The organism is Rhodoligotrophos sp. CJ14, assembly GCF_038811545.1.
GTDB lineage: Bacteria > Pseudomonadota > Alphaproteobacteria > Rhizobiales > Im1 > Rhodoligotrophos > Rhodoligotrophos ferricapiens.
Genome location: NZ_CP133319.1, coordinates 323881 through 349420, shown reverse-complemented (window position 1 = coordinate 349420; position 25540 = coordinate 323881). Strand labels below are relative to the sequence as shown.

Sequence of the window (25540 nt, the reverse complement as noted above, 5' to 3'; positions counted from 1 at the left end):
ATTACCGGCGGCTTCCATCAAGGACCAGGGCGGGGCGCAGGCATGACGAGGAAGGATAGGCGTTGCTGGGCTGAACAAAGGCCGCTTCTCTCCACGCTGAGCCTTTCGCTGGCCTTGACCATTCTGGCCGCGGTGCCTGCGGCTAAGGCCGAAGGCCGGTGTCAGAACGACCTCTCGCTCGGTGAAAATTCGGTACTGGCCTCCCGCGGCAATGACGTCGCGCAATGCGCGTTGGGGATCGCCTACGAAACCGGGAACGGCGTAAAGCGTGATCTCCGGCGCGCGGCGGAGCTCTACCAGCAGTCGGCCAAAAGCGGCAATGTGGATGCTCAATATCGCTTGGGGCGGCTCTTGGAGGTGGGCGACGAGCGCTTGCCTGCCGATCCTGCCTTCGCGGTGAGCATGTATCAGACAGCTGCGCGCTATGGGCAGATCGAAGCGCAGTATCGGCTGGGCTATGCGCTGCAGCACGGCATCGGTATCGAGAAGGATGCAGGGCAGGCGGTCATCTGGTACCGCCGGGCAGCCGAGCATGGGCTTGCGGAGGCGCAGAACAGCCTCGCGCTCATGTATCTCACGGGCAATGGCGTGCCGCGCAATTACGACGAAGCCGCAAAGCTGTTCAAGCAAGCCGCCGACCAAGGTTATGACTGGGCGCAAAACAATCTGGCGGGGCTATATGAACTCGGTTGGGGCGTGACTGCCAACCTGGATGAGGCAAAGCGCCTCTATGCGGCAGCGGCCGCCAAGGACAATCCGGGAGCCAAGCGCAATCTCGAGCGGCTGGCCGCCATTCAACAGGCCGGCCGCATGCCTTCGGGCGAAAGCGGCGAGCGTTAGGAAGATCTCACCGAAATAATCGAATTTTTACCAGCCTCATAAACGGGGCATTTACCCCATTTCCAGCACTGTCGAGCGAAGTTGGCAGCGTGTTAAGGGCTTGCTCCCGTCACACGCGGCAGTTCGCGTCGGGTAACGAACATTGAGTAACATCACGTCTGGGCAGGCTTGGCTCGCCAGCAGAGTTAAGCTGCGCGAGGCCCGGTTTCTTATTGCATTCGCAGCCTTGCTCGCCATCACCGGGGCCGTCGGCCTGAGTGGCTGCTCCAGCAGCAAGGTCGTGCAGAAGCGAGATCCCTTCGCAGGCAAGGGCAGCCCCATCTATCCAGGCAATGGGCCGCTGCCGCGGGGCGGAGGCCGTTACCATATAGGCAAGCCCTATGAGGTGGCGGGGCAGCCCTTCGTGCCGCGGGAAGATCCGAATTACGACAAGACGGGCGTTGCATCCTGGTACGGGCCGAAGTTTCACCGGCGGATGACGTCCAACGGCGAATGGTTCGACATGGACTACCTGACCGCCGCGCATCCGACATTGCCCTTGCCGAGCTATGTGAAGGTGACCAATCTCGCCAATGGCAGGTCGCTGATCGTGCGCGTGAATGATCGTGGGCCGTTCGTGGCGGACCGCGTCATCGATCTCTCCAAGCGCAGCGCTGAGCTGCTCGATGTAAAGCACAAGGGCACGGGCAAGGTGCGCGTGCAGTACATTGGTCCCGCACCGCTCAACGATAAGGGCCGCCACCTGCTCGCCATGAATGACGAGCTCAAGCGGGGCACCTCGCTCAAATACATGATCGCAGCGGTCGATGCTCGCGTGGGCGGCGGCGGAGGCAGTGCTCCCGTCATGGTCGCCGAATCGGCCCCGAGCGAGGCGCCGCGAAGTGCAGCCAATGCACCCGCACCGGTTCAGACGGCTTCGATCTCTGCCGCACCAGCTGCGAGCTCGGCCGCGCCGGTGATCACCGGGGAAGGGGCCCGACGCTATTATATCCAGGCGGCCGCGCTTTCTGATCCCAATAACGCTCAGCGGGCGCGGAGCCAGCTGTCAGGGATAGGTCCTGTCGAAGTCTCGCCGCTGAACACGGGCTCACGCACGCTGTTCCGCGTCAGGATCGGCCCGATCAGCGACCCGGGCTCGGCCGACTCGGCTCTGCAGGGGGTTATCGCGGCCGGCTATCCTGATGCGATCATCGTGCCTGCGGCGTCTTATTGAGACGTCGCACCGAAATCGTAGCCTTTCGTCAGTGAACATTTGATCCGTTAACCGCGGGTTTATTGATTTCGAGCGCTCGGCTCGTTACGTTAATTCAGCGGCGGCAGGAGCCCGAAGGGGACTGTTAAAAGTCCACCCCGGGAGAGACGTGAGGCAACGCAAAAGATGACGCCAGCGATGCGCGGTTGGCTGCTATGCTGGGTGGCAGGCATGGCCGGGCTGCTCATGACCGCAGTGGTCAGCGCAGCGCAGCCTTCGGCAACCGATTCCGAAGCGGAGGACCGCAGCGAATATGTTTCGGCGGCGCCCCATGCCATCCTGATCGATGCCGCGTCCGGCGAGACGATCTACGAAAAGGACGCCGATAGCCTGTTCGCACCTGCGAGCATGGCCAAGCTCATGACCGCGATCCTTGCCTTTGATGCGCTGAAAAACAAGAACATCACCCCGGAGCAGGAATTTCCGATCTCGGTCAATGCCTGGCGGAAGGGTGGGGCACCTTCCGGCAGCTCCACGATGTACGCGGAGGTGAATTCGAGCATTTCGGTTCACAATCTGTTGATGGGGGCGCTGACCATCTCCGGCAATGACGCCTGCATAGCCCTGGCCGAGGGGATCGCCGGTTCGGAAGAGGCCTTCGCCACCCAGATGACGGAGCGGGCGCGCGCACTCGGTCTCAACCGATCGGTCTTCACCAATGCCACTGGGCTTCCTGATCCGCAGATGAGAACAACGGCGCGCGAGCTTGCCGAGATGGCGCGCTACATAATCAGGACCTATCCGGAGGAGTATCGGACATATTTCGGCAGGCCAGAATTCACCTGGAACAAGATCAGGCAGCATAACCGCAATCCGTTGCTCGGGGTGGTGCCAGGGGTCGATGGCCTCAAGACTGGACACACAAAGGAGGCCGGCTTTGGCCTCGTCGCTTCTGCCGAGCGCAACGGACGCCGCCTCATTCTGGTGGTGGCGGGCTTGAAGACAGCACGGGACCGCGAAGCCGAGGCCAGTAAGCTTCTGGCCTGGGGCTTTGGTCATTACAAGACCTGGACCCTTTTCCAGAGCGAGGAGGCGGTCGGCAAGGCGCGCGTCTGGGGGGGAGATCGCAGCTGGGTGAGCCTGGTGGCGCATGAGCCCATCCGCCTGATGCTCACCAATAATGAGCGCGCGCGCACGACCGCTCAGATCGTCTATAAGGGGCCACTCTACGCGCCGGTCAACGTGGGTGACGAGATCGGCATCATCCGCTTCAGCCTTGATGGCAAGCTCTTGGTCCAGGTGCCGCTCTATGCCGGAAATGAGGTCTTGCCGGCCGAGGGCATGCTTCGCCGCGCCGTCGATACGCTGAGCCTCATGGTCTTCGGCAGCTGAGACCGGCGAGCAAAGGTTGATGGGACAACAGCGGTTCATCACCTTCGAAGGCGGGGAGGGCACGGGCAAGTCCACCCAGGCCCGGCTGCTGGCCGACCGGTTGGCCCGCGACACGGGCCGTGAAGTGCTGCTCACTCGCGAGCCGGGCGGTACGGACGGAGCCGAGGCGATCCGCGCATTGCTGGTCAATGGCAGCACCGACCGTTGGTCGGCAACGGCGGAAGCGCTGCTCAATTACGCGGCCCGTGATGATCATTTGCGGCGGGTGATCCGGCCGGCCCTCGAACGGGGCGCCTTTGTCGTCTGCGACCGGTTTGCTGATTCCACCCGCGCCTATCAGGGCGCGGGCGGTGGTGTTGATCCGGCCCTGCTCGACAGTTTGGAGACGATCATCATCGGTGAGACTTGGCCGGGTCTCACCCTGGTGCTCGATATCGAGCCGACGATCGGCCTTGCCCGAGCGGCCTCCCGCCGGTCCGGCGAGGGACGGTTCGAGGCCAAAGATCTTTCCTATCACAATGCGCTGCGCCAAACGTTTCTCGAGCGGGCAAGGGCCGAGCCTCAGCGCTGCGTGGTGATCAATGCCGAGGATGCGATCGAGGTGGTGGCCGAGCGCATCTGGCAAGTGGTTGCGTCACGAGGACTCGCCTGATACGCCCGCCCTCATGAGCGATGATCTGGCACAAGGTACCGAGGACCGGCTGCATCCGCGGCAACGCGCCGTGCTCATCGGGCATGATCGCACCGAGCGCCGGCTGCTCGATGCCTACCGCTCGGGCAAGCTCCATCACGGCTGGATCCTGAGTGGCCCGCGCGGCATCGGCAAGGCAACACTTGCCTATCGGTTCGCCCGCTTTCTGCTGCGCTATCCCGAGCCGCGGATGATCGGCGAGCATTGCGAGACCTGCGCGATCGAGCCCAATGATCCCGTCTTCCATCGGGTGGCAGCGCAGGGCCATGCCGATCTCATCACCATTGCCCGTGTGTGGGATACGCGCAGCAAGCGCCTCAAGGCGGAGATCGGGGTTGATGAGGCGCGCCAGGCAAGCCATTTCCTCGCTCGTACAGCAGGCGAGGGCGGCTGGCGGGTGGTGATCGTCGATGCGGCCGATGAACTCACCACGAACGCTGCCAATGCGCTGCTCAAAAGCCTGGAGGAGCCGCCGCCGCGCACGGTGTTCCTGCTGGTGAGCCATGCTTCGGGCCGGCTGCTGTCGACCATTCGCTCCCGCTGCCTCAGGCTTGATATGGGACCGCTCAGCGAGGCTGAAATGGAGAGGGTGCTCGACACGGTTCTCGAGCCCGGTTCAGGCGCGGCGGCCGAGCAACGGGCGCTCGCCATCGCATTGGCCGAGGGGAGCCCGGGCCGGGCACTGCAACTGCTGCAGGGCGGCGGGCTCAAGCTGTTCAAGGATTTTTCGGCACTTGTTGAGCAGGTGCCGGGGCTCGACTATGCGCGCGTTTTCGATTTCGCAGACCGCCTGCGTGGCGCACAGGCGCTTGACGACTACCGGCTGTTCACCGACCTGATGGAGCAGTGGCTGTCGCGCCGCATTCGTGAAGCCGCCCGCGGACTTAACGACTGGAACGGCCGCATGGCGCCGCACCGATTGGGACGATGGAGCGACATCCATCAATCAATCGTCCATTCCATCGGGCGCGCAAATGCCCTAAACCTCGATCGCCGCGAGGTGATCATCCAGGCCTTGCGCCTGATCGACACTGCCGCCGGCGCCTGACTGCCGAGGAAACAAAAAGCCGATGTCCGAGAAGCACTTCTATATCACCACGGCCATTTCCTACCCCAATGGCGCACCGCATATCGGGCATGCCTATGAGGCGCTGGTCACCGACGCGCTCGCCCGTTTCAAGCGGCTGGACGGCTATAACGTGTTCTTCCTGACCGGCACCGACGAACATGGCATCAAAATGCTGCAGACCGCGGGCAGGGAAGGGCTTACCGCGCGTGAGCTCGCAGACCGCAACACCCCCCTCTTCCAGAAGATGGTGGCGGCGCTCAACTGCTCGAATGACGATTTCATCCGGACCACCGAACAGCGTCATTACGCGTCCTGCCAGGAGATCTGGCGGCGCATGGAGGCGAATGGCGATATCTATCTGTCCAGCTATTCCGGCTGGTACTCGGTGCGCGATGAAGCCTATTACGATGAAAGCGAATTGAGCGAAGGCCCTGATGGGCAACGGCTTTCCCCGCAAGGGACACCGGTCGAGTGGGTGGAGGAGGAGAGCTATTTCTTCAGGCTTTCCGCCTATCAGGACCGGCTGCTTGCCCATTACGAGGCCAATCCGCAATTCATCGGGCCGGAGACTCGGCGCAACGAGGTGATCAGCTTCGTCAAGGGCGGTTTGCGCGATCTGTCGATTTCGCGCACCACGTTCGACTGGGGCGTTCCGGTTCCGGATAATCCGAAGCACGTGATGTATGTTTGGGTCGATGCGCTCACAAATTACATCACCGGCGTTGGGTTTCCCCACGAGCAATCCGATCAGTTCAAGCAGTTCTGGCCGGCGGATGTGCACGTGATCGGCAAGGATATCGTGCGTTTCCACGCGATCTATTGGCCGGCCTTCCTGATGTCAGCCGGCATTCCCTTGCCCAAGCGCATCTTCGGTCATGGCTTCCTGTTCAACAGGGGCGAGAAGATGTCGAAGTCGGTGGGCAATGTCATCGACCCGCAGGCGCTGATCGACCATTACGGGCTCGACCCGGTGCGCTATTTCTTCATGCGCGAGGTGCCATTCGGCCAGGATGGCAATTACAGCCATGATGCGATCGTCAACCGGATCAATGCGGATCTCGCGAATGATCTTGGCAATCTCGCCCAGCGCTCGCTGTCGATGATCGCCAAGAATTGCGAAGGCCGGGTGCCACAGCGCGGCGCACTATCAGCCGATGATCAGGCGATGCTCGATGAAAGTGGGCGGCTGCTTCAGGAAATCCGACCCCATATGGATGAGCAGGCGGTCCATAAGGCCCTCGATGCGATCTGGCGGGTCGTGGCGGAGGCCAACCGCTATTTCGCCCGGCAGGAGCCCTGGGCCTTGCGCAAGAGTGATCCTGAGCGGATGGGGACAGTGCTCTATGTGACGGCGGAGCTGTTGCGCCGGATCGGCATCCTCATTCAGCCCTTCATGCCCGATTCTGCGGCGAAGCTTCTGGACTTGCTCGGCGTGCCGCCCAATACACGCGGATTTGCCGATTTCGAGGCGCCGCTTGCGGCCGGCACGGCGCTGCCGCCACCGCAGGGACTGTTCCCGCGCTATGTGGAGAAGGAAGAGGACGGCAAGGGCGCGCAATGACCATCTCCGTATCCGGCGTCGTCGATAGCCATTGCCATCTCGATTTCCCGGAATTTGCCGAGCTTCACGCCGTGGTGGCGCGCGCCCGCGATGCGGGCGTCGCCAAGATGGTGACGATCTCGACACGGGTGCGGCAGTTCGACAAAATCAAAGCCATTGCAGAAAGTTACGACGATATCTTTTGCACGGTCGGCACCCATCCGCACAATGCTGATGAGGAGGTGGACATCAGCGTCGAGACGCTCGTGGCCCTATCCCGGCATCCGAAGGTGATCGGCATCGGCGAGGCCGGGCTCGACTATCACTATGATTATGCCAAGCGCGAGAACCAGCTCGCGGGCTTTCGCACCCATATCGAGGCAGCGCGGCGAACAGGCCTGCCACTGGTGATCCATAGCCGCTCGGCGGAGGACGACACGGCCAGGGTGATCGAGGAGGAAATGGGGAAGGGGGCTTTCACGCCCCTCCTCCACTGCTTTTCCTCCGAGGGGCGGCTTGCCGAGCGCGGGCTCGCCCTCGGCGCCTATGTCTCCTTTTCCGGCATCATCTCGTTCAAGACGGCGCAGGCTTTGCGCGATGTGGCAGCCTTCGTCCCGATGGATCGGCTGCTGGTCGAGACGGATGCGCCATATCTGGCGCCGGTGCCGATGCGCGGCAAGGTCAACGAGCCCGCCTTTGTCGTGCACACGCTGAAAGTTCTCGCCGAGGTCAAAGGCGTTGCCGTGCAGGAGATGGCTGACATCACAACAGCGAATTTCCACCGCCTGTTCGCGAAGGTGCCGCGCTCATGACCACCGCATCACCTGAACCTGTCCGCGGCACCGTGACGATTCTCGGCTGTGGCTCATCAGCCGGTGTGCCGCGTATCGGCAATCATTGGGGGGCTTGTGATCCCAAGAACCCGAAGAACCGCCGCAGGCGCTGCTCGATCCTGATAGAGCGCGAAGGCGAGGGCGGCGTGACCCGTGTGCTGGTGGATACGACACCCGATGTGCGCGAGCAGCTTCTCTCGGCCGATGTCGGGCTGCTCGACGGGGTCATCTTTACCCATGAGCATGCGGATCACTGCCACGGGATCGATGAATTGCGCGCGGTCGCCATCAATGCCCGGCGGCGCGTGCCGGTCTGGGCCGATGATCGCACCATGCGTGAACTTCTGCACCGGTTCGGCTATTGCTTCGAAACACCGGCGGGATCGAGCTATCCGCCGATCTTGCAAGGGCATCGGCTGGTTGCCGGAGCGCCCGTCACCATTGATGGCGCCGGTGGGCCGATTGAGGTGCTGGCCTTCGAGCTCGTCCATGGGGATATCATCGCCCTGGGCCTGCGCATTGGCGGCCTCGCCTATACGCCCGATGTGAGCGCCATTCCCGAGGCGGCGCTGCCGGCGCTCGCCAATCTCGATACCTGGGTGATCGATGCGCTGCGGCCGGCGCCGCACCCGACCCATTTCCACGTGGAGGAAGCGCTGGCCTGGGTCAAGCGGATGCGGCCACGCCATGCGGTGCTCACGAATATGCATATCGACCTCGATTACGAGGCGCTGCGCCAGAGCCTTCCGGATGACATCGAGCCGGCATATGACGGCATGCGGCTGCCGGTGACGTTTCAGGGGCTGTCTTAGTTTCCATAATATAAATTATGCGACTTGCCGATGCCGGAGGGCCACATGACGGATGAGACATCGCCAGACGGTCCTGCCGCTGCCCACGACAATGGGCCGCTGGGTGATCCCCGCTCGGTCGATACTCTGCTGGCGATCATGAGAGCCCTACGCGATCCCGATACGGGCTGCCCCTGGGATCTCCAGCAGAGCTTTGCGACGATCGCGCCTTATACGATCGAGGAAGCCTATGAAGTCGCGGATGCCATCGCGCGCGGCAGCATGCATGATCTCCGCGACGAGCTCGGCGACCTGCAACTGCAAGTGGCCTATCACGCACAACTTGCCGCGGAGGCCGGCAGCTTCACCTTCGCGGATGTGATCGAGGCCATCACCACCAAGATGATCCGCCGGCATCCGCATGTGTTTGGCGATGCGGCGGCGCGTGCGGCTGGCGTCCAGCCTGGCTTCTGGGAGGCAATCAAGGCGCAGGAGCGGGCCGCGAAGTCCGGGGCGTCCGAGGAACGAACGCTCGAGCGGGCAGGCGAGCTTGATGCGGAGCCAGTCGTTGATGATGGCAAGGCCCCTAGCCTGCTCGATGACGTGCCCATGGCCCTGCCTGCGCTCAGCCGCGCGGTGAAGCTGCAGGCGCGCGCCGCACGGGTCGGGTTCGACTGGCCGTCGCTGACGCCCGTATTCGACAAGGCCGCAGAGGAGCTGGGCGAGCTCAAGGAAGCGATTGGCCGTGGCGATCCTGCCGATATGGCCGAGGAACTCGGCGATCTCCTCTTTGTGATCGCCAATGTCGCGCGGCATCTCAAGGTTGACCCGGAGGAGGCGCTTCGATCGGCAAACGCGAAATTTACGCGTCGTTTCAACTATATAGAGGATAAACTTGAAGCCATGGGCCAGTCGCCTGAGGCTGCTGGCCTCGAAGGTATGGACGCCCTGTGGGATGAGGCCAAGGCGAAGGGCCTATAGACCACAGAGCGAGGGCTATTCTGCCGCTGGCCGCAGCACAGCATCCTGATAGCGGGCGCGCACCAGCCCTGCCTTTTCGACCGGGACACGCACGGTGACCGCCACGGAGCCATCCTCCAGATCATCGCGCGAGAGCACCTCACCGGTCTCATAGAGCCAGGCAAGCCTTGCCCCCTCGCCTGCGCCAAGCCTGAGTTCGAGAATATCGGCGGTGCTGGCAAGGCGGGCTTCGATGAGATTGAGGAGGTCCGGGAGGCCGTCACCGGTCAGAGCCGAGACCATGGCCACATCATCGCGGCGGGCAGCCTGATTGGCGAGCGCCGAACGGTCTGCATCATCCAGCCGGTCGATCTTGTTCCAGACCTCGATGATGCTGTCCGAGCGCTCCTCGTCAATGCCAAGCGCGCTCAGCACATGAAGCACGTCAGCGGCCTGGGCGTCGCTTTCCGCATGGCTGATATCCCGCACATGCAGGATAAGGGTTGCTTCCAGCACCTCTTCCAGGGTTGCGCGGAAGGCCGCGACGAGATCCGTCGGGAGTTCCGAGATGAAGCCGACCGTATCGGAGAGAATGACCGTGCGGCCATGGGGTAGGTTCAGGCGGCGCATGGTGGGGTCGAGGGTCGCAAACAGCATGTCTTCCGCGAGCACCCTCGCCCGTGTCAGGCGATTGAACAGCGTCGACTTGCCCGCGTTGGTATAGCCCACCAAGGCCACGACGGGGTAAGGCACCCTGCGGCGGTTCTGACGGTGCAGCTCGCGCCGCGCTTTGACCTTCTCGAGCTCGGCCTTGATCTTGGTGATGCGCTCCTGGATGACGCGCCGGTCTGCCTCGATCTGGGTTTCGCCGGGGCCGCCGAGAAAACCGAAGCCGCCGCGTTGCCGCTCAAGATGGGTCCAGGAGCGGACCAGCCGGCTCTTCTGATAGGTGAGGTGAGCAAGCTCGACCTGCAGCCGCCCTTCCCGCGTTCGGGCACGGCGGCCGAAGATCTCCAGAATGAGGCCGGTACGGTCGAGCACCTTGGCCGCCCAGGCGCGTTCGAGATTGCGCTGCTGAACCGGCGTCAAGGCGGCATTGACCACGACCAGCTCGACTTCGCGCGCCTTGACCGCCTCACCGATCTCGGCCACCTTGCCGCCGCCGATCAGGGTTGCGGGCACGACTTTCGACAATGTGACACTGGTGGCGCCGACAATTTCCAGATCGATGGCAGCGGCCAAGCCGCAGGCTTCCTCGAAACGTTCCGTTTCGTCGCGCAAACCGCTGGCGCTGCTGGACAGCTCCCCTGCCCTGTGCCTGAAGCCGACATGCACCACATAGGCCCGTGTGGCCTCGGGTGTTTCGATCTGGAAGGAGACGGGCTCACCGCGCCCGTCTCCGCCATGTCTTCGTCCGCCTCTAGTCGTCACTACCGCCGTTGCCTTCCTCGTACAGTTTAATCGGCGCGCTCGGCATAATGGTCGAAATCGCATGCTTGTACACGAGCTGAGACTGGTCGTCCCGGCGCAGCAGCACACAGAAATTATCAAACCACACGATCTTTCCTTGCAGCTTAACGCCATTCACTAGAAAGATCGTGAGCGGAATATGTTCCTTCCGAACCTTGTTGAGGAAAACGTCTTGCAGGTTTTGCTGCTTTTCTGATGCCATTGTCGTTCCCGCGTAATGTTGAAGACGATGCCGCACACACACACGTCGTGCTCGTCCTTTTCGACGCCTAAACAAAAAGGCTGTCGGCATTGGGGCAAAAGCCCGAATGAGGCTAACATAAATAGATGAGCGCCACGATCCGCAACAGAGCACACTGCCGCAGCATCGGGCATTCCGCCTCAAAAATACTCGAGGCTCACCCGGAAGAGGTGCTCGACATCGCGCACTAGGCCAGCCATGGCGAAAATGACGATACGGTCGCGCGGCCTGATCTCGGTGGCGCCATTGGGGATGAACACCTTGCCATTACGCACGATGGCGCCGATTCGCACGCCATCCGGCAACCCGGCGTCGCGGACCGCCTTGCCAACCACTGGCGAGGTCTCGAGCGCTTCGGCTTCGAGAATCTCGCCATCCCCGCTTTGAATCGGGTGCACTCCGCGAATGCGGCCGCGCCGTACATGGCGGAGAATGCTCGAGACCGTGACCGCGCGCGGGCTGATATAGGTGTCGATGCCCAGCGTCCCGAGGATCGGATTGAAATCGGCGCTGGAGACCAGACAGAAGCTCTGCTCGGCCCCCTCGTTCTTGGCCAGCACCGCCGAGAGGATGTTCACCTTGTCATCATTGGTGAGCGCAACGAAGGCATCCGCATCCTGGGCACCGGCTTCCAGCAGCAATTCCTGCTCGAGCGAATTGCCATAGAGGACCATGGTGCGCTTGAGATCCTCGGCGATGAAATCGGCGCGTGAGCGGTCCTTCTCGATGATCTTGACGTGGACGGAACGGCCATAGCGCTCTTCGAGCTTGCGCGCGACGTACAGTCCGATATTGCCACCGCCGGCAATGACGACGCGGCGCGCCGGCTTTTCTTCATGGCCAAACAGCCCAAGGACCCGTTCAGACTGAGTCCGGTCGGCAATGACATAGACATCATCCCCCACAAGCATCTGGTCGGCCCCATGCGGCACGAACAGCTTGCCGTTGCGGACGATGCCGACAACAGTCGCCTGCAGATCGGGGAAGAGCTCGGTCAGCTGCTTGAGCGGCGTGTCGACCACCGGACAATTGTCGTTGAGGCGAATGGCGAGCGCGATGACAAGCTCGTCGACGAAATGGACCGCCTCGAAGGCGCCGGGCAGGGCGAGCCGGCGCAGGACCATCTCGCCTACCGCCGTCTCGGGCGAGATGATGACGTCGATGGGGAGATTTTCACGGGAATAGAGGTTGCGCCATTGCGGGTCGAGATAGGCCTGAGCCCTCACCCGCGCGATCTTGGTGGGGATATCGAACAAGGAATGGGCAATCTGACACGCCATCATGTTCACCTCATCGGTGAAGGTGACGGCGATGATCATGTCGGCATCCCGAGCCCCTGCCCGCTCCAGCGTATCGGGATGCGAGCCATGGCCTACAATGCCTTGGACATCCAGATTGTCGGTGACTGCCTGGATGAGACCTGGAGAATGGTCAATGATGGTAACGTCGTTATCTTCATTGGCCAAGCGCTCGGCAATGCCGCGACCGACCTGCCCGGCGCCGCAAATTAGGATTTTCATGTAGGGAATGTGTCCTGTTCGAGCATGATCGACAAGCCTCGCGTCTCGCGATCATGCTCCACTGCGGCTTGGGGCCAGAACGGCCTCGGGCGGGCGAGTGGGACCCGCCCGCTCCGCTCTATCAATGCAACTCGAGCGTCTTCTCGCCCACGCCGAGAAGCTTGAGCTTGCGGTGCAGCGCCGAGCGCTCCATGCCGACAAAGGTTGCCGTCTTGGAGATATTGCCGCCGAATCGCGCGATCTGGGCTGCAAGATATTCCCGCTCGAAAATCTCACGCGCCTCCCTCAGCGGCAGCGACATGAGCTGCTCGGCGCCGTTGCCATTGGCCAAGGGCGGCATCACGCCCCCGAGCTCGGATGGCAACATGGAGGCGTTGATCTCCGTGCCCGGCTCGCCGCCGGCGAGGATCATGAGCCGCTCCACATTGTTGCGGAGCTGGCGCACGTTGCCAGGCCAGTCCAGGGTCTGCAGGATCGCGAGCGCATCCTCCGCGATCTCGCGCAGCGGCTGTCCCGAGATTGCGGAATATTGACGGGAAAAGCTATGGACCAGCGCCGGAATATCATCGCGCCGCTCGCCAAGCGAGGGCACCCGGATAGGCACCACGTTCAGCCGGTGATAGAGATCCTCGCGGAACAGGCCCTGCTCGATCAGCCGCGGCAAGTCGCGGGAGGTCGATGACACGACGCGCACATCCACCCTCACCCGCTTCGAGCCGTTCACCCGCTGGAAGCTCTGATCGACCAGGACGCGCAGGATCTTGCCCTGGGTCTCGATCGGCATGTCCGCCACCTCGTCAATGAACAAGGTGCCGCCATGGGCCTCCTCCAGCGCACCCACCCGGGCGAGGGTGCCATCGGGATTTTCCACCCCGAACAGCTCTTCCTCCATGCGTTCGGGCGCCATGGTCGCGGCCGGCAGGATCACAAATGGTCCATTTGCACGATGGGACCAGGCATGCAGCACGCGCGCGGTCAGCTCCTTGCCTGATCCAAGGGGGCCTGAGATCATCACGCGGCTGTTGGTGGGCGCCACCTTCTTCACGAGCTGGCGCAGCTGCCGCATGACGCCGGACTCGCCGATCAGCTCGGCCAAGGCCCCTGCCCGCTCCTTCAACTCTTCGTTCTCGCGGCGCAAACGGCTCGCCTCGAGCGCCCGGCCGACAACCAGAATGAGCCGGTCGGCCTTGAAAGGCTTCTCGATATATTCGTAGGCCCCGCGTTTGATTGCGGAAACCGCCGTTTCGATATTGCCGTGCCCCGAAATGATCACGACCGGCAGGTCGGGATGGTTCTTCTTGATCACGTTCAGAAGATCAAGCCCATCCAGTTTCGAGCCCTGCAGCCAGATATCCAGGATGATCAGCGATGGTCGCCGATCCTGGATCGCTGCCAATGCACTGTCGCTGTCATGCGCGAGACGTGCCTCATACCCTTCATCTTCCAGAATGCCGGCAATTAGATTCCGAATGTCGGCCTCATCATCCACGACGAGAATATCCGAAGCCATCTATTGGTCCCTCTCGTTCTCGGTTTCTCGATTGACCGCCCCTGTCACGCTCTTCTCTCTCCACTCGATGGCCTCGGCTGGCGAGGCTTCAAGCAGCGCCGTCTGCGGATCTGTCGCGACTGGCATCTGCTCCTGTTCATTCAACGGCACGGCTAATGGCACGATCTGCGGGTCGTATGTGTGTGCTTCCGCCTGCAGTTCTGCTGTGACGGCTGATGTGGCTCCCTGCGCGGGCAGGATGAGCTTCACCAATGCGCCGCCGTCGTAATCGGCGGGAGCATCGGACAGGGTGATCTGTCCGCCATGCTCTTCCATGATGCGTTTGACGATGGCAAGGCCGAGACCCGTACCCTTCTGCCGTGTGGTCATGTAAGGCTCAAGCAGCCGCTGCCGGTTATCCTTGGGCAGCCCGATGCCGTTATCCGCGACCCCAATGACCACATGATCGCCCTCGCGCCCGAGCCTCACGTCGATGCGGCCACGATGGCGCGGGTCTTTCTGCAGCCTGGCCTCGACCGCCTCGCGCGCATTCTTGACGAGATTGGTGATCGCCTGGGTGATCAGGCGCCTGTCAAAGCCGACCAGCAGCGGCTCGTCGGGAACAATGACATCGATATCGATGTCGCTGCTCGATACCCGCTGCAGGACCATGGCCTCCTTGACGGCCGTGGCAAGATCGGCGGTCTCGAGCTCCGCCTTCGGCATGCGCGCAAAGGCCGAGAATTCATCGATCATGCGGCCGATATCACCAACCTGGCGGATGATGGTCTCGGTGCATTGCTCGAAGACCTGGGGATCGGTTCTGATCTCCTTGGCATATTTCCGGCGCAGGCGTTCGGCCGAGAGCTGGATGGGCGTCAGCGGATTCTTGATCTCATGGGCGATGCGGCGGGCAATATCGGACCAGGCGGTATTGCGCTGGGCAGAGACCAGTTCTGTCACATCGTCGATCGTCACCACATAGCCCTGCTCGTCCTCGCGGGCGCGCTCCGTGGTGATGCGGACGAACAGATTGCGCTCTTCCCCATCCACACGGGTGTTGATGTGCCCTTCGGCTGAGCCCGAGCGCTTCTTCAAGGCTTTTCTGAACAGCTCGTCGAGCTCGGGCAACGCATCGGTGACTAGGGTTCCGGTCAGCTCGTCTTCGCTCTTATGGAGAAGGCTCTGGGCCGCGCTATTGGCGAGGGTGATGTAGCCGGTCCGATCAACCCCGAGCACGCCGGCGCTGATGCCGGAGAGCACGGCTTCAGTGAAGCGTCGCCGCAGATCAAGCTGCACATTCGCATTGATCAGTTCGCCATGCTGCGACTTGAGCTGACGCGTCATGCGATTGAAGGTGCGCCCGAGCGTTGCGAGATCGCCCTCCGAGCGCTTGACCGGAACCTTCACATCGAGCTCGCCCAATGACACGCGCCGCGCCGCATCCACCAGCCGCACGATGGGCTCGACGAGCCTGTCAGAGAGCCACAGGCCCAGCCATACCGCGGCCAAAAGGAAGATGAAGGAGACGCCGATATACATGAGCGCGAAGGTCACCTGCACACCGGTGCGCTGGTTCTGCATCGCCTCGTAGGCGATGACCCCTTCGCGGGTGCGCTGCAAATGCTCGATGACCTTGGGGTTCACCAGTCGCAGCACGTAGAGATAGGAATTGTTGAAGCCATCGAGCTTGAGAAGCGCACGAATGACATTGCTGCGGCCGGGACCATCCACCACCAGATCACCTTGCGCGGCCTTCGACAGCTCCATCTCCGTCGGCGGCTGGAACTGGATCTGATCATTGATGGTGACGCTTGATTCGATGCGCCGGCGATCGCTGTCGATGACATAGGCAGCCGCGAGCCCGCGAATGGCCACATGGGTCGCCAGCCGGCGCGTGAACTGCTCCCGATCGCTGTCGAACTCGGCACGCCTGCGGCTGAGGTCGGAGGCGATCGCGGCCACATCGCCCCTGATCACCTCGCCATGTTCGGCAATATAGGTCTCGGCCACGTTCACGGCCGTATCGACGATCTGGCGCGTGCGGTCGGAGAACCAGGTATCGAGCCCCCGATTGAGGGTGACGGTCGCAAACAGGGCCACGATGATCGCCGGCAGGGCGGCGATGATCGAGAACAGCGAGACGATGCGGATATGAAGGCTCGCCCCGGCGATCCCCTGCCGGCGCGCCTGCCAGAGCACATAGGCCTGCCAAGCGATCATGCCAGCCATGGTGCCGACCAGCAGGAGGTTCACCCCCAGCAGTGTGACAATGAGGTCCGGCGTGGGCTCGAGCGGCGTCAGCCCGGTGAGTATGGAATAGGTGACAAGACCGGTGATGATCGAGGTGACCACCAGGAAGATGCCCAGCTTGGCTGGGATCCGGCGCTGGTTAGGCGCTGCCTCGATCTTGACCTGACGACGCGGTGAATCCGCAGCAGGCAGTCTCGCTGTTTCGACCCCGACGACCATGAACCTCGCTCTGATTGCGAGGGTGCAAAGCGCACGTTCCGCGCATGCTCGGAGGCACGAGTAACTTACGGCGCCAACGTATGACGCTGCTCAGTGCCCTGCCGATTTGCCCCTGTTCCCGCAGTTTTGAATCGGCCCCGTCCCCAAGGCAAGGTCATAGACGATTCTGTTGCGAAAATCCAACAGTATTGTTGCGCTCATGCCACAGAAGCGTGAGCAGGGGGCGCGCGTTGCGCGCTGTTGCGGCTCGCCTCAGCGCTGGGGCAAGGGGGACCTCACCACGGTGATCCCGTAGTCCCTGATCTTCTTGCGCAGGGTGTTGCGGTTGATGCCGAGCAGTTCGGCGGCGCGGATCTGATTGCCATTGGTCGCGGCAAGTGAGGCGCTGATCAAAGGCGGCTCGACCTCCGCCAGGAAGCGATTATAGAGGCCGGGCGGCGGTGAGCCGTTGCGATAGCGTGCGAAATATTCCGATAGATGATTTTCGACATATTCGGACAGGCTCTGGGCCTCGCGGACGGGGGATGGCCCTTGCGGCTCCTCCACATCGGCCAGTTCCTGCTCGATCATGCGCGCGGTGATCGCTTCATCCACATAGATCGCGCTTATTCGCCGTACGAGGTTCTCAAGCTCGCGAATATTGCCCGGCCAGCGATAGGCCTTCAGCCGCTCCATGGCTTCGGGTTCGATCTGCTTCGCCGGCAAGCCCTGCTGTTCGGCAAGGCCGAGGAAGTGGTGAACGAGGTCGGGGATATCCTCCAGCCGCTCGCGCAAGGGCGGCAGGCGCAAGGGCACCACATTCAGGCGGAAATAGAGATCCTCGCGGAACAGACCTTGCGCGATCTGAGCCTTGAGGTCGCGGTGAGTGGCGGCGATAATGCGGATGTTCACCTTGATCGGATGGGTGCCACCGACGGTCGTGAACTCGCCCTGCTGCAGGACGCGCAGCAGCCGCGTCTGCGCCTCCATGGGCATGTCGCCGATCTCGTCGAGGAACAGCGTACCGCCCTGAGCCTGCTCGAACCGGCCGGCATAACGGGTCAGCGCGCCGGTGAATGACCCCTTCTCATGGCCAAACAGCTCGGATTCGATGAGCTCGCGCGGAATTGCCGCCATATTCACCGCAACGAAAGGGCCTTTGCGCCTGCGGCCGTAATCGTGCAGCGCCCGGGCGACCAGCTCCTTGCCCGTGCCGGATTCGCCCATGATCATGACGGTGAGATCGGTCTGGGTGAGACGGGCGATGATCCGGTAGATCTCCTGCATCGCCTGGGAGCGGCCGATGATCGGCAGCTTCTCCTCGCTCAGGACAGCGTCGGTCTGCGCCGGCTTGCGCTTGCTCTGGTCAAGCGCTCGGGCGGTCACCGCCAGAAGCTCGTTCAGGTCAAAGGGCTTGGGCAGGTATTCATAGGCGCCCCGCTCAGCCGCCGTGATCGCGGTCATGATGGTGTTCTTGGCGCTCATGAGAATGACCGGCAGATCGGGCCTGTGGCGCTTCACCCGGACCAGCATGTCGAAGGCATTGCCATCGGGCAGCATCACATCGGAGATGACGAGATCGCCCTGACCCTCCGCCGTCCATTTCCACAGCGTGCCGATATTGCCGGTCGAGCGCACGATATAGCCGGCGCGCCCCAGGGCCTGGTTCAGCACAGTCCGGATCGCGGTGTCATCATCAGCAAGCAGAATGGTCTTGGCGGGCATTACGCCTCAGCCCTCCTCGCGGCGCGGTTGATGGTGCATGGGCATAAGAATGCGGAAGGTGGTGCGTCCATCCTGGGAGGTGCATTCGACGATGCCGCCATGGTCGCGGATGATCTTGGCGACGAGGGCGAGGCCGAGGCCCTTGCCAGACGGCTTGGTGGTGACGAACGGGTCGAAGAGATGCGGCATCAGCTCTTCCGGGATGCCCGGGCCGGTGTCGTGGACGCAATATTCCAGCGGCAAGGTCACCCGTTCCGACGTTCCCGGCACTTTGAGGCGCATGCCGGGACGGAAGGCGGTGGACAAGATGATATCACCTGAGCCGCCTTCGGATTTGATCGCCTCGGCGGCATTCTTCACCAGGTTCATGAAGACCTGCACGAGCTGATCACGATTGGCGAGGACCGGCGGCAGCGAGGGGTCGTATTCCTCGCTGATCTTGAGCCCGCGGGCAAAGCCGCTGAGCGCGACCGCCTTCACATGATCGAGCACGGCGTGGATATTCACCGGCGCGCGCTCGACCGGCCGCTCATCGGCAAATTCCTCCATCTGATCAACGAGCGTGCAGATCCGGTCGGTCTCCTCGCAGATGAGCCGTGTCAATGCGCGGTCCTCGTCGGACAGGCCCGGTTCCAGGAGCTGGGCGGCGCCCCGGATCCCCGAGAGCGGGTTTTTGATCTCGTGCGCCAGCATGGAGGCCATGCCGGTCACGGAGCGGGCCGCATTGCGATGGGTGAGCTGACGGTCGATCTTATGGGCCATGGAGCGCGGCTGCAGGACGATCATCACCACGCCTGCACGCTCGGGCACTGGTGCGACCTGCAGGTCGACCAGCCGCTCGCCGCCCGTTCGCGGGGTGCCGACATCGACCGCATATTCGCGGATGCTCGCGCCGGTCTGGCGCACCTGCTCGACCAAGGCTAGTAGCGGGCTTGCAAACGGCACGAGCTCGGCCAAGGTATGACGCTTCAGGAGCAGGGTGCTGGTCTGGAAGAAGCCTTCCGCGGCAACATTGGCAAACAGCACCCGCCCGTCTTGATCGACCGTGAGCAAGGGATCGGGCAAGGCGCTCAGCAGAATATCGGCTTCCGTCGCCTCCCGCTGCGGCAGAGTCTTGGCGCTCCTTGCGATCATGCCGCGGCTTTCCTGCCCGGGAGCTCGCCGTAGAGCGCCGCCAACCCGTCACGGACAGCGGCCGGATCTGTAGCGCTGCAGAGCCGTTGGCGCCACATTGCCGCTCCACCCTCGGAGACATAGCCTGCGTCCCGCAGCACCTCCACCATCCAGCCCAGATGCTTGCGGGCGCAGCGAATGCCCATCTCGCGTCCGTAATGCTCGAGCATCGCCTCATAGTGCTCGGCAATCAGCGCGTGCTGTTCGGCAAGGCTCGGCATCGGCCGGCCGCGGCCGGGATCGAGCGCCTCGGCAAGAACGCCGGGTGCCCAGGGACGCCCATAGGCGCCGCGGCCGATCATCACTCCGTCTGCGCCGGACTGATCAAGCATGAGGCGCACATCCTCGATGGTGCCGACATCGCCATTGGCGATCACGGGGATCGACACGGCCTCTTTGACAGCGCGAATGGCCGCCCAATTGGCCCGGCCCGTGTAGAATTGGCAGCGGGTGCGGCCATGGACGGTCACCAGCGCCACGCCTTCAGCCTCGGCCCGGCGCGCAAGCTCGGGCGCATTGATGCTGGCCTCATCCCAACCGAGGCGCATCTTCAGGGTCACCGGCCGGCTGGTTGCCGCGATGGTTGCGCGCACCAGCCGTATCGCATGATCAAGATCGCGCATCAGGGCCGAGCCGCATAGACCGTTCGTCACCTTGCGGGCGGGACAGCCCATATTGATGTCGATCACATCGGCGCCGAGGCTTTCCGCAATGCGGGCCCCCTCCCCCATCCAGCGCTCCTCACGCCCGGCAAGTTGGATGACGAGCGGAGAGACCTCACCCGCGCCCGCAGCCCGGCGCAGGGTTTCGGCATTCGAGAGCGCCAAGGCCTCGCTCGCCACCATTTCGGAGACGACGAGACCCGCGCCGAGCCGGCAGGCAAGGCGGCGAAAGGGAAGATCTGTGACCCCCGACATCGGGGCGAGGAGCACCCGGTTGCGCAGCTGAAGAGGCCCGATACGAATGCTCATATTTTATGCAACTGGCAGTCCCGATTAACTGGTGAGCAATCTGCAGCAATTGCGTGGGAAGAGCAAGTCGCGAGCGATGGATGGCCTGGCCCGGGGGCGCCATGCCGCAGAGCGGTTTGCTCGTCGCACCGGTCGACTTTTGCGCCAGATCGTATAAAGCCTCAGTCTCGTCTGTTCTAGGAAAGGCATGTCTTAGACCCATGGTCATTGCTGCCCTCATCGTCGCTGCAGGTTCAGGCATTCGTGCCGGCGGCCCCCTGCCCAAGCAATATCAGGAGATCGGTGCGGTGCCGGTGCTGCGCCACACGGTTCAGGCCTTCCTCGATCATCCCGAAATCAGTCAGGTGCAGGTGGTGATTGGCAAGGACCATTTGCCCATCTGCCAGGACGCACTCAGCGGGCTCGATCTGTTGCCTTTCGTGACGGGTGCGGATACTCGCCAAGGCTCGGTCCACAACGGGCTGAGCGCGCTGGAGCCCTATGCTCCGGACGGCGTGCTCATCCATGACGGGGCGCGGCCCTTCGTGAGCCCGGCTTTGATCTCAAACGTGGTGGCAGCCCTGCGCGAGCACACAGCTGTCATCCCTGCCTTACCGATCGCGGAGACCATCAAGCGGGTCACGCGCGATGGGACAATTGTGGCAACCATCGACCGGGACGGCCTGTGGGGGGCCCAGACGCCCCAGGGTTTTCGCTACAACGCCATCATCGAGATCCATGACCGCGCCAAAAGAAGTGAACACCGCGATTTCACGGATGATGCATCTCTTGCCGAATGGGCCGGCATTCCCGTCGCGGTCATTTCCGGAGAAAGGCAGAACGTGAAACTCACCACCTCGGAAGACATCGCATCAGCGGATGCCCGCTTGCGCCAGGAACAATGGGCGGCACTGGCCGATATCCGCGTGGGCCATGGGTTTGATGTCCACCAGTTCGGCCCGGGCGATCATGTGACCCTGTGCGGCGTGCGCATCCCGCACAGCCACGGGCTTGTGGGCCATTCAGACGCGGATGTGGCGCTGCATGCCCTCACCGACGCGATCTTCGGTGCGATCGGCGAAGGCGATATCGGCGTTCATTTCCCACCCAGCGATCCCCAGTGGAAGGGGGCCGCTTCCTCGGTGTTCGTCGAGGAGGCCGTGCGCAAGGTGAAGGCGCTCGGCGGGCTTATCGCCAATTGCGACATCACGCTGGTGAGCGAAGCCCCGAAGATCAAGCCACATCTGGCAGAAATGAAGGAGGCGGTTGCCCGCATGCTGGGCGTGACCACCGACCGCGTCGGGATCAAGGCAACGACAAATGAAGAAATGGGTTTCATCGGACGCAAAGAAGGCATGGTAGCCTATGCAACCGCATTGGTTCGGTTGCCGCTGAGGTGAAGAGATGAGCATGTTCGAGGATGAGGTCGTTCGCGAGGCACAGGCCGTGATTGAGCAATGCGCCAGCCGGCGCATGATGCTTGCCACCGCCGAATCCTGCACAGGCGGGCTGATTGCCGCCTGCCTCACGGAACTTCCGGGCGCCTCAACCTATATGGATTGTGGCTTCGTGACCTATTCCAACGAAGCAAAGATTGGTTTGCTTGGCGTTCCCGCCGACATGATCGAGGCCCATGGCGCGGTGAGCGAGCAGGTGGCGCGGGCCATGGCGGAGGGTGCGCTCGAGCGATCCCACGCGGATATTGCGGTGAGCGTCACCGGCATTGCAGGGCCCGACGGCGGCAGCGAGGCCAAGCCGGTGGGCCTCGTTCACCTGGCCTGCGCGGCCAAGGGCAAGCCAACGCTCCATCGGCGCATGTTGTTTGGAAACCAGGGACGCCATCGCATCCGCATCCTGAGCGTGAGGACTGCCCTGGTGCTCATTGCCGAGCAGCTACGCGAGACCAGCGCCACCGCGTGACCGGGCGTGCGCAAGTCGCTTCAGACGCTCGCGACCTGGGGCTTCAGCCTGTTGCCATAGATCTGATCAGCGCGCGAGCGGAAGGCATGCGCGATGCGCTGAAAGGCTTTGTCGAACATCATCGACATCAGCATCTGCAAGGCCATGGACCGCATCTGGTAGGACAGGTTGAAATCGATGCGGGAGGCTGTCTCGGTGAGAGGCACGAACAGCCAGTCGGCCTCAAGCTGCTTGACGGGACCGGTCGAGGAGACCGAGCGGATATGGCCGCGATCGGGGTCGAGCGTCACGTCGCTCAGGAAGGTCTCGTTGAGATGCAGCTTCTCATAGCCCACGCTGAGGGAGGCCCTAAGGATCTCGCGTCCTTCGCCCAAGGGCGCGCGACTGTGAATGACCGCCTTTTCGCAAAGCGGCACGAATTCCGGATAGCTCTCGATATCGGCGGCCAGCGCGAACATGTGGTCCGCGCTGTAGGGCATCCGGTAGCTGGTCTTGAAGTGGCGCATCAGATCAGCTTCGCTTCGGGCCTGGGGCCCGCTTCGGGCTTGCGGGCGAGCTTGGCATTTCGCGCGGCGCGGAGCCGCACGAAATCCTCACCGGCATGATGAGAGGAGCGGGTGAGCGGGCTCGATGAGACCATCAGGAAACCCTTGGCATAGGCCACCTGCTCATAGGCCTTGAACTCGTCAGGCGTCACAAAGCGGTCGACCGCGATATGCTTGCGAGTCGGCTGCAGATACTGCCCGATGGTGATGAAATCAACATCTGCTGCCCGCATATCGTCCATCACCTGGAGCACCTCGTCGCGGGTCTCCCCTAAGCCCACCATGATGCCGGACTTGGTGAAGATCGAAGGATCGAGCTCCTTCACCTGCTGCAAAAGCCGCAACGAGTGGAAATAGCGGGCGCCTGGCCGCACCCGCAGATAGCGGGCCGGCACTGTCTCGAGATTGTGGTTGAACACGTCGGGCCGCGCCGCGACGACGATTTCGAGCGCGCCATCCTTGCGCAGGAAATCAGGCGTCAGGATCTCGATGGTGGTCGCGGGATTGCGGGCGCGAACCGCCCGGACTACTTCGGCGAAATGGCGTGCGCCACCATCGGGCAGGTCGTCCCGGTCGACCGAGGTGATCACCACATGGGAGAGCCCGAGCTTGAAGACCGCATCGGCGACATGAGCGGGCTCCTCCGGATCAAGGGCCAGAGGCAGCCCGGTGCGCACGTTGCAGAACCCGCAAGCACGGGTGCAGATCTCACCCATGATCATGAAGGTTGCGTGCTTCTTCGACCAGCACTCGCCGATATTGGGACAGCCGGCCTCCTCGCATACGGTGACCAGCTTGTTCTCTCGCACGATCGCCCGCGTTTCCTGGTAGACGGGCGAGCCAGGCGCCCGCACCCTTATCCAGTCGGGCTTGCGCAGAACCGGATTGTCAGGGCGATGCACCTTTTCCGGGTGCCGCGCCGTCTGCCGCTCCAGTGTATTGACGAGTGTAACCATTCAATGTGCCGCGCGGGTTGCTATCGCTTGCGGAAGAAGATGCCGAGCAGGAACAGCAGAATGATCGCGCCGATCGTGGCCACGATGAGCGAGCTGATCCAGCCGGGGGCGATTTGAAGGCCTGCGGTGCGGGCAATCCAGCCGCCGATCACGGCGCCGATCACGCCAACGAGGAAATTGGTGAACAGGCCATGGCTGCGGTCCATGACCTTTTCCGCAATCCAGCCCGCTATGATGCCGATAATGATCCAGGAGATCCAACCGACGCCCTCCATCACCCCCGCTCCTCTCTTCAAGCATATCCCATGCCACGGTTCATGCCCGTGACGGTGTTGCGCATGGCGCATGTGACGCATCGAGGCTTGTGACCCTGCGTCGCAAACGCCAGGGTCACATGTGGATGACCCGTCCATAAGCGTCAAGCACCGACTCGTGCATCATCTCAGACAGGGTCGGATGGGGGAAGACCGTGTGCATCAGCTCTTCCTCCGTGGTCTCCAGGGTCATGGCTATGACAAAGCCTTGAATCAGCTCGGTAACTTCCGCGCCGACCATGTGCGCGCCGAGCAGCTGGCCCGTGGCCTTGTCAAAGATGGTCTTAACCATTCCCTCCGGTTCACCGAGCGCTATGGCCTTGCCATTGCCGACGAAGGGAAAGCGGCCGATGCGCAGATCGAACCCGTGCTCCTTGGCCTTGGCTTCGGTAAGGCCGACGGAAGCAACCTGCGGATAGCAATAGGTGCAGCCGGGGATCTTGAGCTTGTCCAGGGGATGCGGGTCGAGCCCGGCGATCTTCTCGATACAGACCACCCCCTCATGCTCGGCCTTATGGGCAAGCATAGGCGGACCTGCCACATCGCCGATGGCATAGATGCCCGGCTCAGCGGTGCGCCCGAAGCCGTCACAGAGAATGATGCCGCGCTCGGTCTTCACCTTGGTGGTCTCGAGGCCGATATCCTCAACATTGCCGATGACGCCAACCGCCGAAATCGCCCGATCAACGGTGACCTCCTGGCGGTTCTTGCCGTCATCGATCACCGCCGTCACAGTGTTCTGGCCCTTCTTGAGGCTCTCGACTTTCGCAGAGGTGATGATCTTGATGCCCTGCTTCTCGAAGCGTTTGCGCGCATGGGCAGCGATCTCGGCATCTTCCGCCGGCAAGATCTGCGGCAGAACTTCAACGACGGTGACGTCTGCACCCATAGTCCGGTAGAAGGATGCGAATTCGATGCCGATCGCGCCAGAGCCGATGACCAGGAGCGACTTCGGGATCTCTTGCGGCACCATGGCCTCGAAATAGGTCCAGATCAGCTTCTGGTCAGGTTCGAGCCCCGGCAATGCCCGTGGCCGGGCACCCGTTGCCAGGATGATATGCTTGGCGATATAGCGGCCTTGCTCCTTGCCATCCTTCGAGACAATGACCTTGCCTGGGCCATCGAGCCGGCCGTGGCCATCGATGACGGTCACCTTGTTCTTCTTCAGGAGATGGGCGACGCCGCGGTTGAGCTGTCCAGCCACGTTGCGCGAGCGTTTCACCACCGCGGCCGGATCAAAGCTCACTTTTTCCGCCGACAAGCCATAATCGCCGGGGTGCTGCATGAGGTGATAGACCTCGGCAGACCGCAAGAGCGCCTTGGTGGGAATGCAGCCCCAGTTGAGGCAGATGCCGCCGAGATGCTTTTCCTCGATCACCGCCGTCTTGAAGCCGAGCTGGGCGGAGCGAATGGCGGTGACATAGCCCCCGGGCCCGGAGCCGATGATGATGACGTCGAAGGCAGTCTCGGCCATGGGC

23 protein-coding genes are annotated in these 25540 nt (G+C 62.6%); 11 read left to right on the top strand and 12 right to left on the bottom strand.

The genetic code is table 11. The annotated features are described in order from the left end of the window. Window positions 1–42: 42 nt before the first annotated feature. The 9 genes from RCF49_RS01655 to mazG all read left to right on the top strand — a co-directional run bounded on the left by RCF49_RS01655 (window position 43) and on the right by mazG (window position 9329). The gene (locus RCF49_RS01655) at window positions 43–840 is read left to right on the top strand and encodes a tetratricopeptide repeat protein (protein ID WP_342642309.1); all 798 of its coding nucleotides are present in this window, start codon (window positions 43–45) and stop codon (window positions 838–840) included. 142 nt (window positions 841–982) lie between these two features. Continuing rightward, window positions 983–2053 carry a septal ring lytic transglycosylase RlpA family protein gene (locus RCF49_RS01650; RefSeq protein ID WP_342642308.1) on the top strand — a complete coding sequence of 357 codons (1071 nt, stop codon included), beginning with the start codon at window positions 983–985 and terminating at the stop codon, window positions 2051–2053. A 210-nt stretch (window positions 2054–2263) separates the two neighbouring features. Further along, the gene (locus tag RCF49_RS01645) at window positions 2264–3424 is read left to right on the top strand and encodes a D-alanyl-D-alanine carboxypeptidase family protein (protein WP_342642307.1); all 1161 of its coding nucleotides are present in this window, start codon (window positions 2264–2266) and stop codon (window positions 3422–3424) included. A gap of 19 nt (window positions 3425–3443) precedes the next feature. Beyond that, window positions 3444–4076: a dTMP kinase gene (tmk, locus tag RCF49_RS01640; RefSeq protein ID WP_342642306.1), complete on the top strand. Its 633-nt coding sequence runs from the start codon at window positions 3444–3446 to the stop codon at window positions 4074–4076. Window positions 4077–4089: 13 nt separating this feature from the next. Then, window positions 4090–5163, top strand: a complete 1074-nt coding sequence (locus RCF49_RS01635; RefSeq protein WP_342642305.1) for a DNA polymerase III subunit delta' — start codon at window positions 4090–4092, stop codon at window positions 5161–5163. Between the two features lie 22 nt (window positions 5164–5185). Beyond that, window positions 5186–6745 carry a methionine--tRNA ligase gene (metG, locus tag RCF49_RS01630; protein ID WP_342642304.1) on the top strand — a complete coding sequence of 520 codons (1560 nt, stop codon included), beginning with the start codon at window positions 5186–5188 and terminating at the stop codon, window positions 6743–6745. Beyond that, complete coding sequence (locus RCF49_RS01625) at window positions 6742–7536, top strand: TatD family hydrolase (protein ID WP_342642303.1); 795 nt, start codon at window positions 6742–6744, stop codon at window positions 7534–7536. Before metG ends, RCF49_RS01625 begins: the two co-directional genes overlap by 4 nt. Then, on the top strand, window positions 7533–8369 hold the full coding sequence (locus RCF49_RS01620) for an MBL fold metallo-hydrolase (RefSeq protein WP_342642302.1): 837 nt from the start codon (window positions 7533–7535) through the stop codon (window positions 8367–8369). Before RCF49_RS01625 ends, RCF49_RS01620 begins: the two co-directional genes overlap by 4 nt. A gap of 99 nt (window positions 8370–8468) precedes the next feature. Further along, a complete protein-coding gene (gene mazG / locus RCF49_RS01615; protein WP_342644282.1) occupies window positions 8469–9329 on the top strand; it encodes a nucleoside triphosphate pyrophosphohydrolase in 861 nt (286 codons plus the stop codon). 15 nt (window positions 9330–9344) lie between these two features. On the opposite strand, the gene hflX is transcribed toward mazG, so the two are convergent. The 8 genes from hflX to dusB form a co-directional block, all read right to left on the bottom strand. Beyond that, the gene (gene hflX, locus RCF49_RS01610) at window positions 9345–10739 is read right to left on the bottom strand and encodes a GTPase HflX (protein ID WP_432807361.1); all 1395 of its coding nucleotides are present in this window, start codon (window positions 10737–10739) and stop codon (window positions 9345–9347) included. Further along, window positions 10729–10980 carry an RNA chaperone Hfq gene (hfq, locus tag RCF49_RS01605; protein ID WP_342642301.1) on the bottom strand — a complete coding sequence of 84 codons (252 nt, stop codon included), beginning with the start codon at window positions 10978–10980 and terminating at the stop codon, window positions 10729–10731. The genes hflX and hfq overlap by 11 nt, the downstream gene beginning before the upstream one ends. A 179-nt stretch (window positions 10981–11159) precedes the next feature. Then, a complete protein-coding gene (trkA, locus tag RCF49_RS01600; protein ID WP_342642300.1) occupies window positions 11160–12539 on the bottom strand; it encodes a Trk system potassium transporter TrkA in 1380 nt (459 codons plus the stop codon). Window positions 12540–12660: 121 nt separating this feature from the next. Beyond that, window positions 12661–14049, bottom strand: coding sequence for a sigma-54-dependent transcriptional regulator (locus RCF49_RS01595; protein WP_342642299.1), 1389 nt, complete (start codon window positions 14047–14049; stop codon window positions 12661–12663). After that, window positions 14050–16500 carry a sensor histidine kinase NtrY-like gene (locus RCF49_RS01590; protein ID WP_342642298.1) on the bottom strand — a complete coding sequence of 817 codons (2451 nt, stop codon included), beginning with the start codon at window positions 16498–16500 and terminating at the stop codon, window positions 14050–14052. It abuts the gene before it with no gap. A 252-nt stretch (window positions 16501–16752) separates the two neighbouring features. Beyond that, window positions 16753–18204 (bottom strand): nitrogen regulation protein NR(I), encoded by a 1452-nt coding sequence (gene ntrC, locus RCF49_RS01585; protein ID WP_342642297.1) that lies wholly within the window; start codon window positions 18202–18204, stop codon window positions 16753–16755. A 6-nt stretch (window positions 18205–18210) separates the two neighbouring features. Beyond that, a complete protein-coding gene (locus RCF49_RS01580; RefSeq protein ID WP_342642296.1) occupies window positions 18211–19338 on the bottom strand; it encodes a two-component system sensor histidine kinase NtrB in 1128 nt (375 codons plus the stop codon). Continuing rightward, on the bottom strand, window positions 19335–20348 hold the full coding sequence (dusB, locus tag RCF49_RS01575; RefSeq protein ID WP_342642295.1) for a tRNA dihydrouridine synthase DusB: 1014 nt from the start codon (window positions 20346–20348) through the stop codon (window positions 19335–19337). Before dusB ends, RCF49_RS01580 begins: the two co-directional genes overlap by 4 nt. Before the next feature lie 200 nt (window positions 20349–20548). Between dusB and RCF49_RS01570 the strand changes: the two genes are divergently transcribed. Beyond that, window positions 20549–21727: a bifunctional 2-C-methyl-D-erythritol 4-phosphate cytidylyltransferase/2-C-methyl-D-erythritol 2,4-cyclodiphosphate synthase gene (locus tag RCF49_RS01570; protein ID WP_342642294.1), complete on the top strand. Its 1179-nt coding sequence runs from the start codon at window positions 20549–20551 to the stop codon at window positions 21725–21727. 10 nt (window positions 21728–21737) lie between these two features. After that, window positions 21738–22247 carry a CinA family protein gene (locus RCF49_RS01565; protein ID WP_342644280.1) on the top strand — a complete coding sequence of 170 codons (510 nt, stop codon included), beginning with the start codon at window positions 21738–21740 and terminating at the stop codon, window positions 22245–22247. A gap of 20 nt (window positions 22248–22267) precedes the next feature. Here RCF49_RS01565 and RCF49_RS01560 read toward each other — a convergent pair whose 3' ends face one another. The 4 genes from RCF49_RS01560 to lpdA form a co-directional block, all read right to left on the bottom strand. Next, a complete protein-coding gene (locus RCF49_RS01560; RefSeq protein ID WP_342642293.1) occupies window positions 22268–22753 on the bottom strand; it encodes a type II toxin-antitoxin system RatA family toxin in 486 nt (161 codons plus the stop codon). Continuing rightward, on the bottom strand, window positions 22753–23748 hold the full coding sequence (lipA, locus tag RCF49_RS01555; RefSeq protein WP_342642292.1) for a lipoyl synthase: 996 nt from the start codon (window positions 23746–23748) through the stop codon (window positions 22753–22755). Before lipA ends, RCF49_RS01560 begins: the two co-directional genes overlap by 1 nt. 20 nt (window positions 23749–23768) lie before the next feature. After that, a complete protein-coding gene (locus tag RCF49_RS01550) occupies window positions 23769–24023 on the bottom strand; it encodes a GlsB/YeaQ/YmgE family stress response membrane protein (RefSeq protein WP_342642291.1) in 255 nt (84 codons plus the stop codon). A 115-nt stretch (window positions 24024–24138) separates the two neighbouring features. Then, window positions 24139–25536, bottom strand: coding sequence for a dihydrolipoyl dehydrogenase (gene lpdA / locus RCF49_RS01545; RefSeq protein WP_342642290.1), 1398 nt, complete (start codon window positions 25534–25536; stop codon window positions 24139–24141). Window positions 25537–25540: the final 4 nt, after the last annotated feature.

Excerpts from the sequence above, each read along its gene's own strand:
- RCF49_RS01655 (WP_342642309.1), top strand. The coding sequence starts at position 43 with ATGACGAGGAAGGATAGGCGTTGCTGGGCTGAACAAAGGCCGCTTCTC.
- RCF49_RS01645 (WP_342642307.1), top strand. The coding sequence starts at position 2,264 with ATGGCCGGGCTGCTCATGACCGCAGTGGTCAGCGCAGCGCAGCCTTCG.
- tmk (WP_342642306.1), top strand. The coding sequence starts at position 3,444 with ATGGGACAACAGCGGTTCATCACCTTCGAAGGCGGGGAGGGCACGGGC.
- RCF49_RS01635 (WP_342642305.1), top strand. The coding sequence starts at position 4,090 with ATGAGCGATGATCTGGCACAAGGTACCGAGGACCGGCTGCATCCGCGG.
- metG (WP_342642304.1), top strand. The coding sequence starts at position 5,186 with ATGTCCGAGAAGCACTTCTATATCACCACGGCCATTTCCTACCCCAAT.
- RCF49_RS01625 (WP_342642303.1), top strand. The coding sequence starts at position 6,742 with ATGACCATCTCCGTATCCGGCGTCGTCGATAGCCATTGCCATCTCGAT.
- RCF49_RS01620 (WP_342642302.1), top strand. The coding sequence starts at position 7,533 with ATGACCACCGCATCACCTGAACCTGTCCGCGGCACCGTGACGATTCTC.
- hfq (WP_342642301.1), bottom strand. The coding sequence starts at position 10,980 with ATGGCATCAGAAAAGCAGCAAAACCTGCAAGACGTTTTCCTCAACAAG.
- trkA (WP_342642300.1), bottom strand. The coding sequence starts at position 12,539 with ATGAAAATCCTAATTTGCGGCGCCGGGCAGGTCGGTCGCGGCATTGCC.
- RCF49_RS01595 (WP_342642299.1), bottom strand. The coding sequence starts at position 14,049 with ATGGCTTCGGATATTCTCGTCGTGGATGATGAGGCCGACATTCGGAAT.
- RCF49_RS01590 (WP_342642298.1), bottom strand. The coding sequence starts at position 16,500 with ATGGTCGTCGGGGTCGAAACAGCGAGACTGCCTGCTGCGGATTCACCG.
- ntrC (WP_342642297.1), bottom strand. The coding sequence starts at position 18,204 with ATGCCCGCCAAGACCATTCTGCTTGCTGATGATGACACCGCGATCCGG.
- RCF49_RS01580 (WP_342642296.1), bottom strand. The coding sequence starts at position 19,338 with ATGATCGCAAGGAGCGCCAAGACTCTGCCGCAGCGGGAGGCGACGGAA.
- dusB (WP_342642295.1), bottom strand. The coding sequence starts at position 20,348 with ATGAGCATTCGTATCGGGCCTCTTCAGCTGCGCAACCGGGTGCTCCTC.
- RCF49_RS01570 (WP_342642294.1), top strand. The coding sequence starts at position 20,549 with ATGGTCATTGCTGCCCTCATCGTCGCTGCAGGTTCAGGCATTCGTGCC.
- RCF49_RS01565 (WP_342644280.1), top strand. The coding sequence starts at position 21,738 with ATGTTCGAGGATGAGGTCGTTCGCGAGGCACAGGCCGTGATTGAGCAA.
- RCF49_RS01560 (WP_342642293.1), bottom strand. The coding sequence starts at position 22,753 with ATGCGCCACTTCAAGACCAGCTACCGGATGCCCTACAGCGCGGACCAC.
- lipA (WP_342642292.1), bottom strand. The coding sequence starts at position 23,748 with ATGGTTACACTCGTCAATACACTGGAGCGGCAGACGGCGCGGCACCCG.
- RCF49_RS01550 (WP_342642291.1), bottom strand. The coding sequence starts at position 24,023 with ATGGAGGGCGTCGGTTGGATCTCCTGGATCATTATCGGCATCATAGCG.
- lpdA (WP_342642290.1), bottom strand. The coding sequence starts at position 25,536 with ATGGCCGAGACTGCCTTCGACGTCATCATCATCGGCTCCGGGCCCGGG.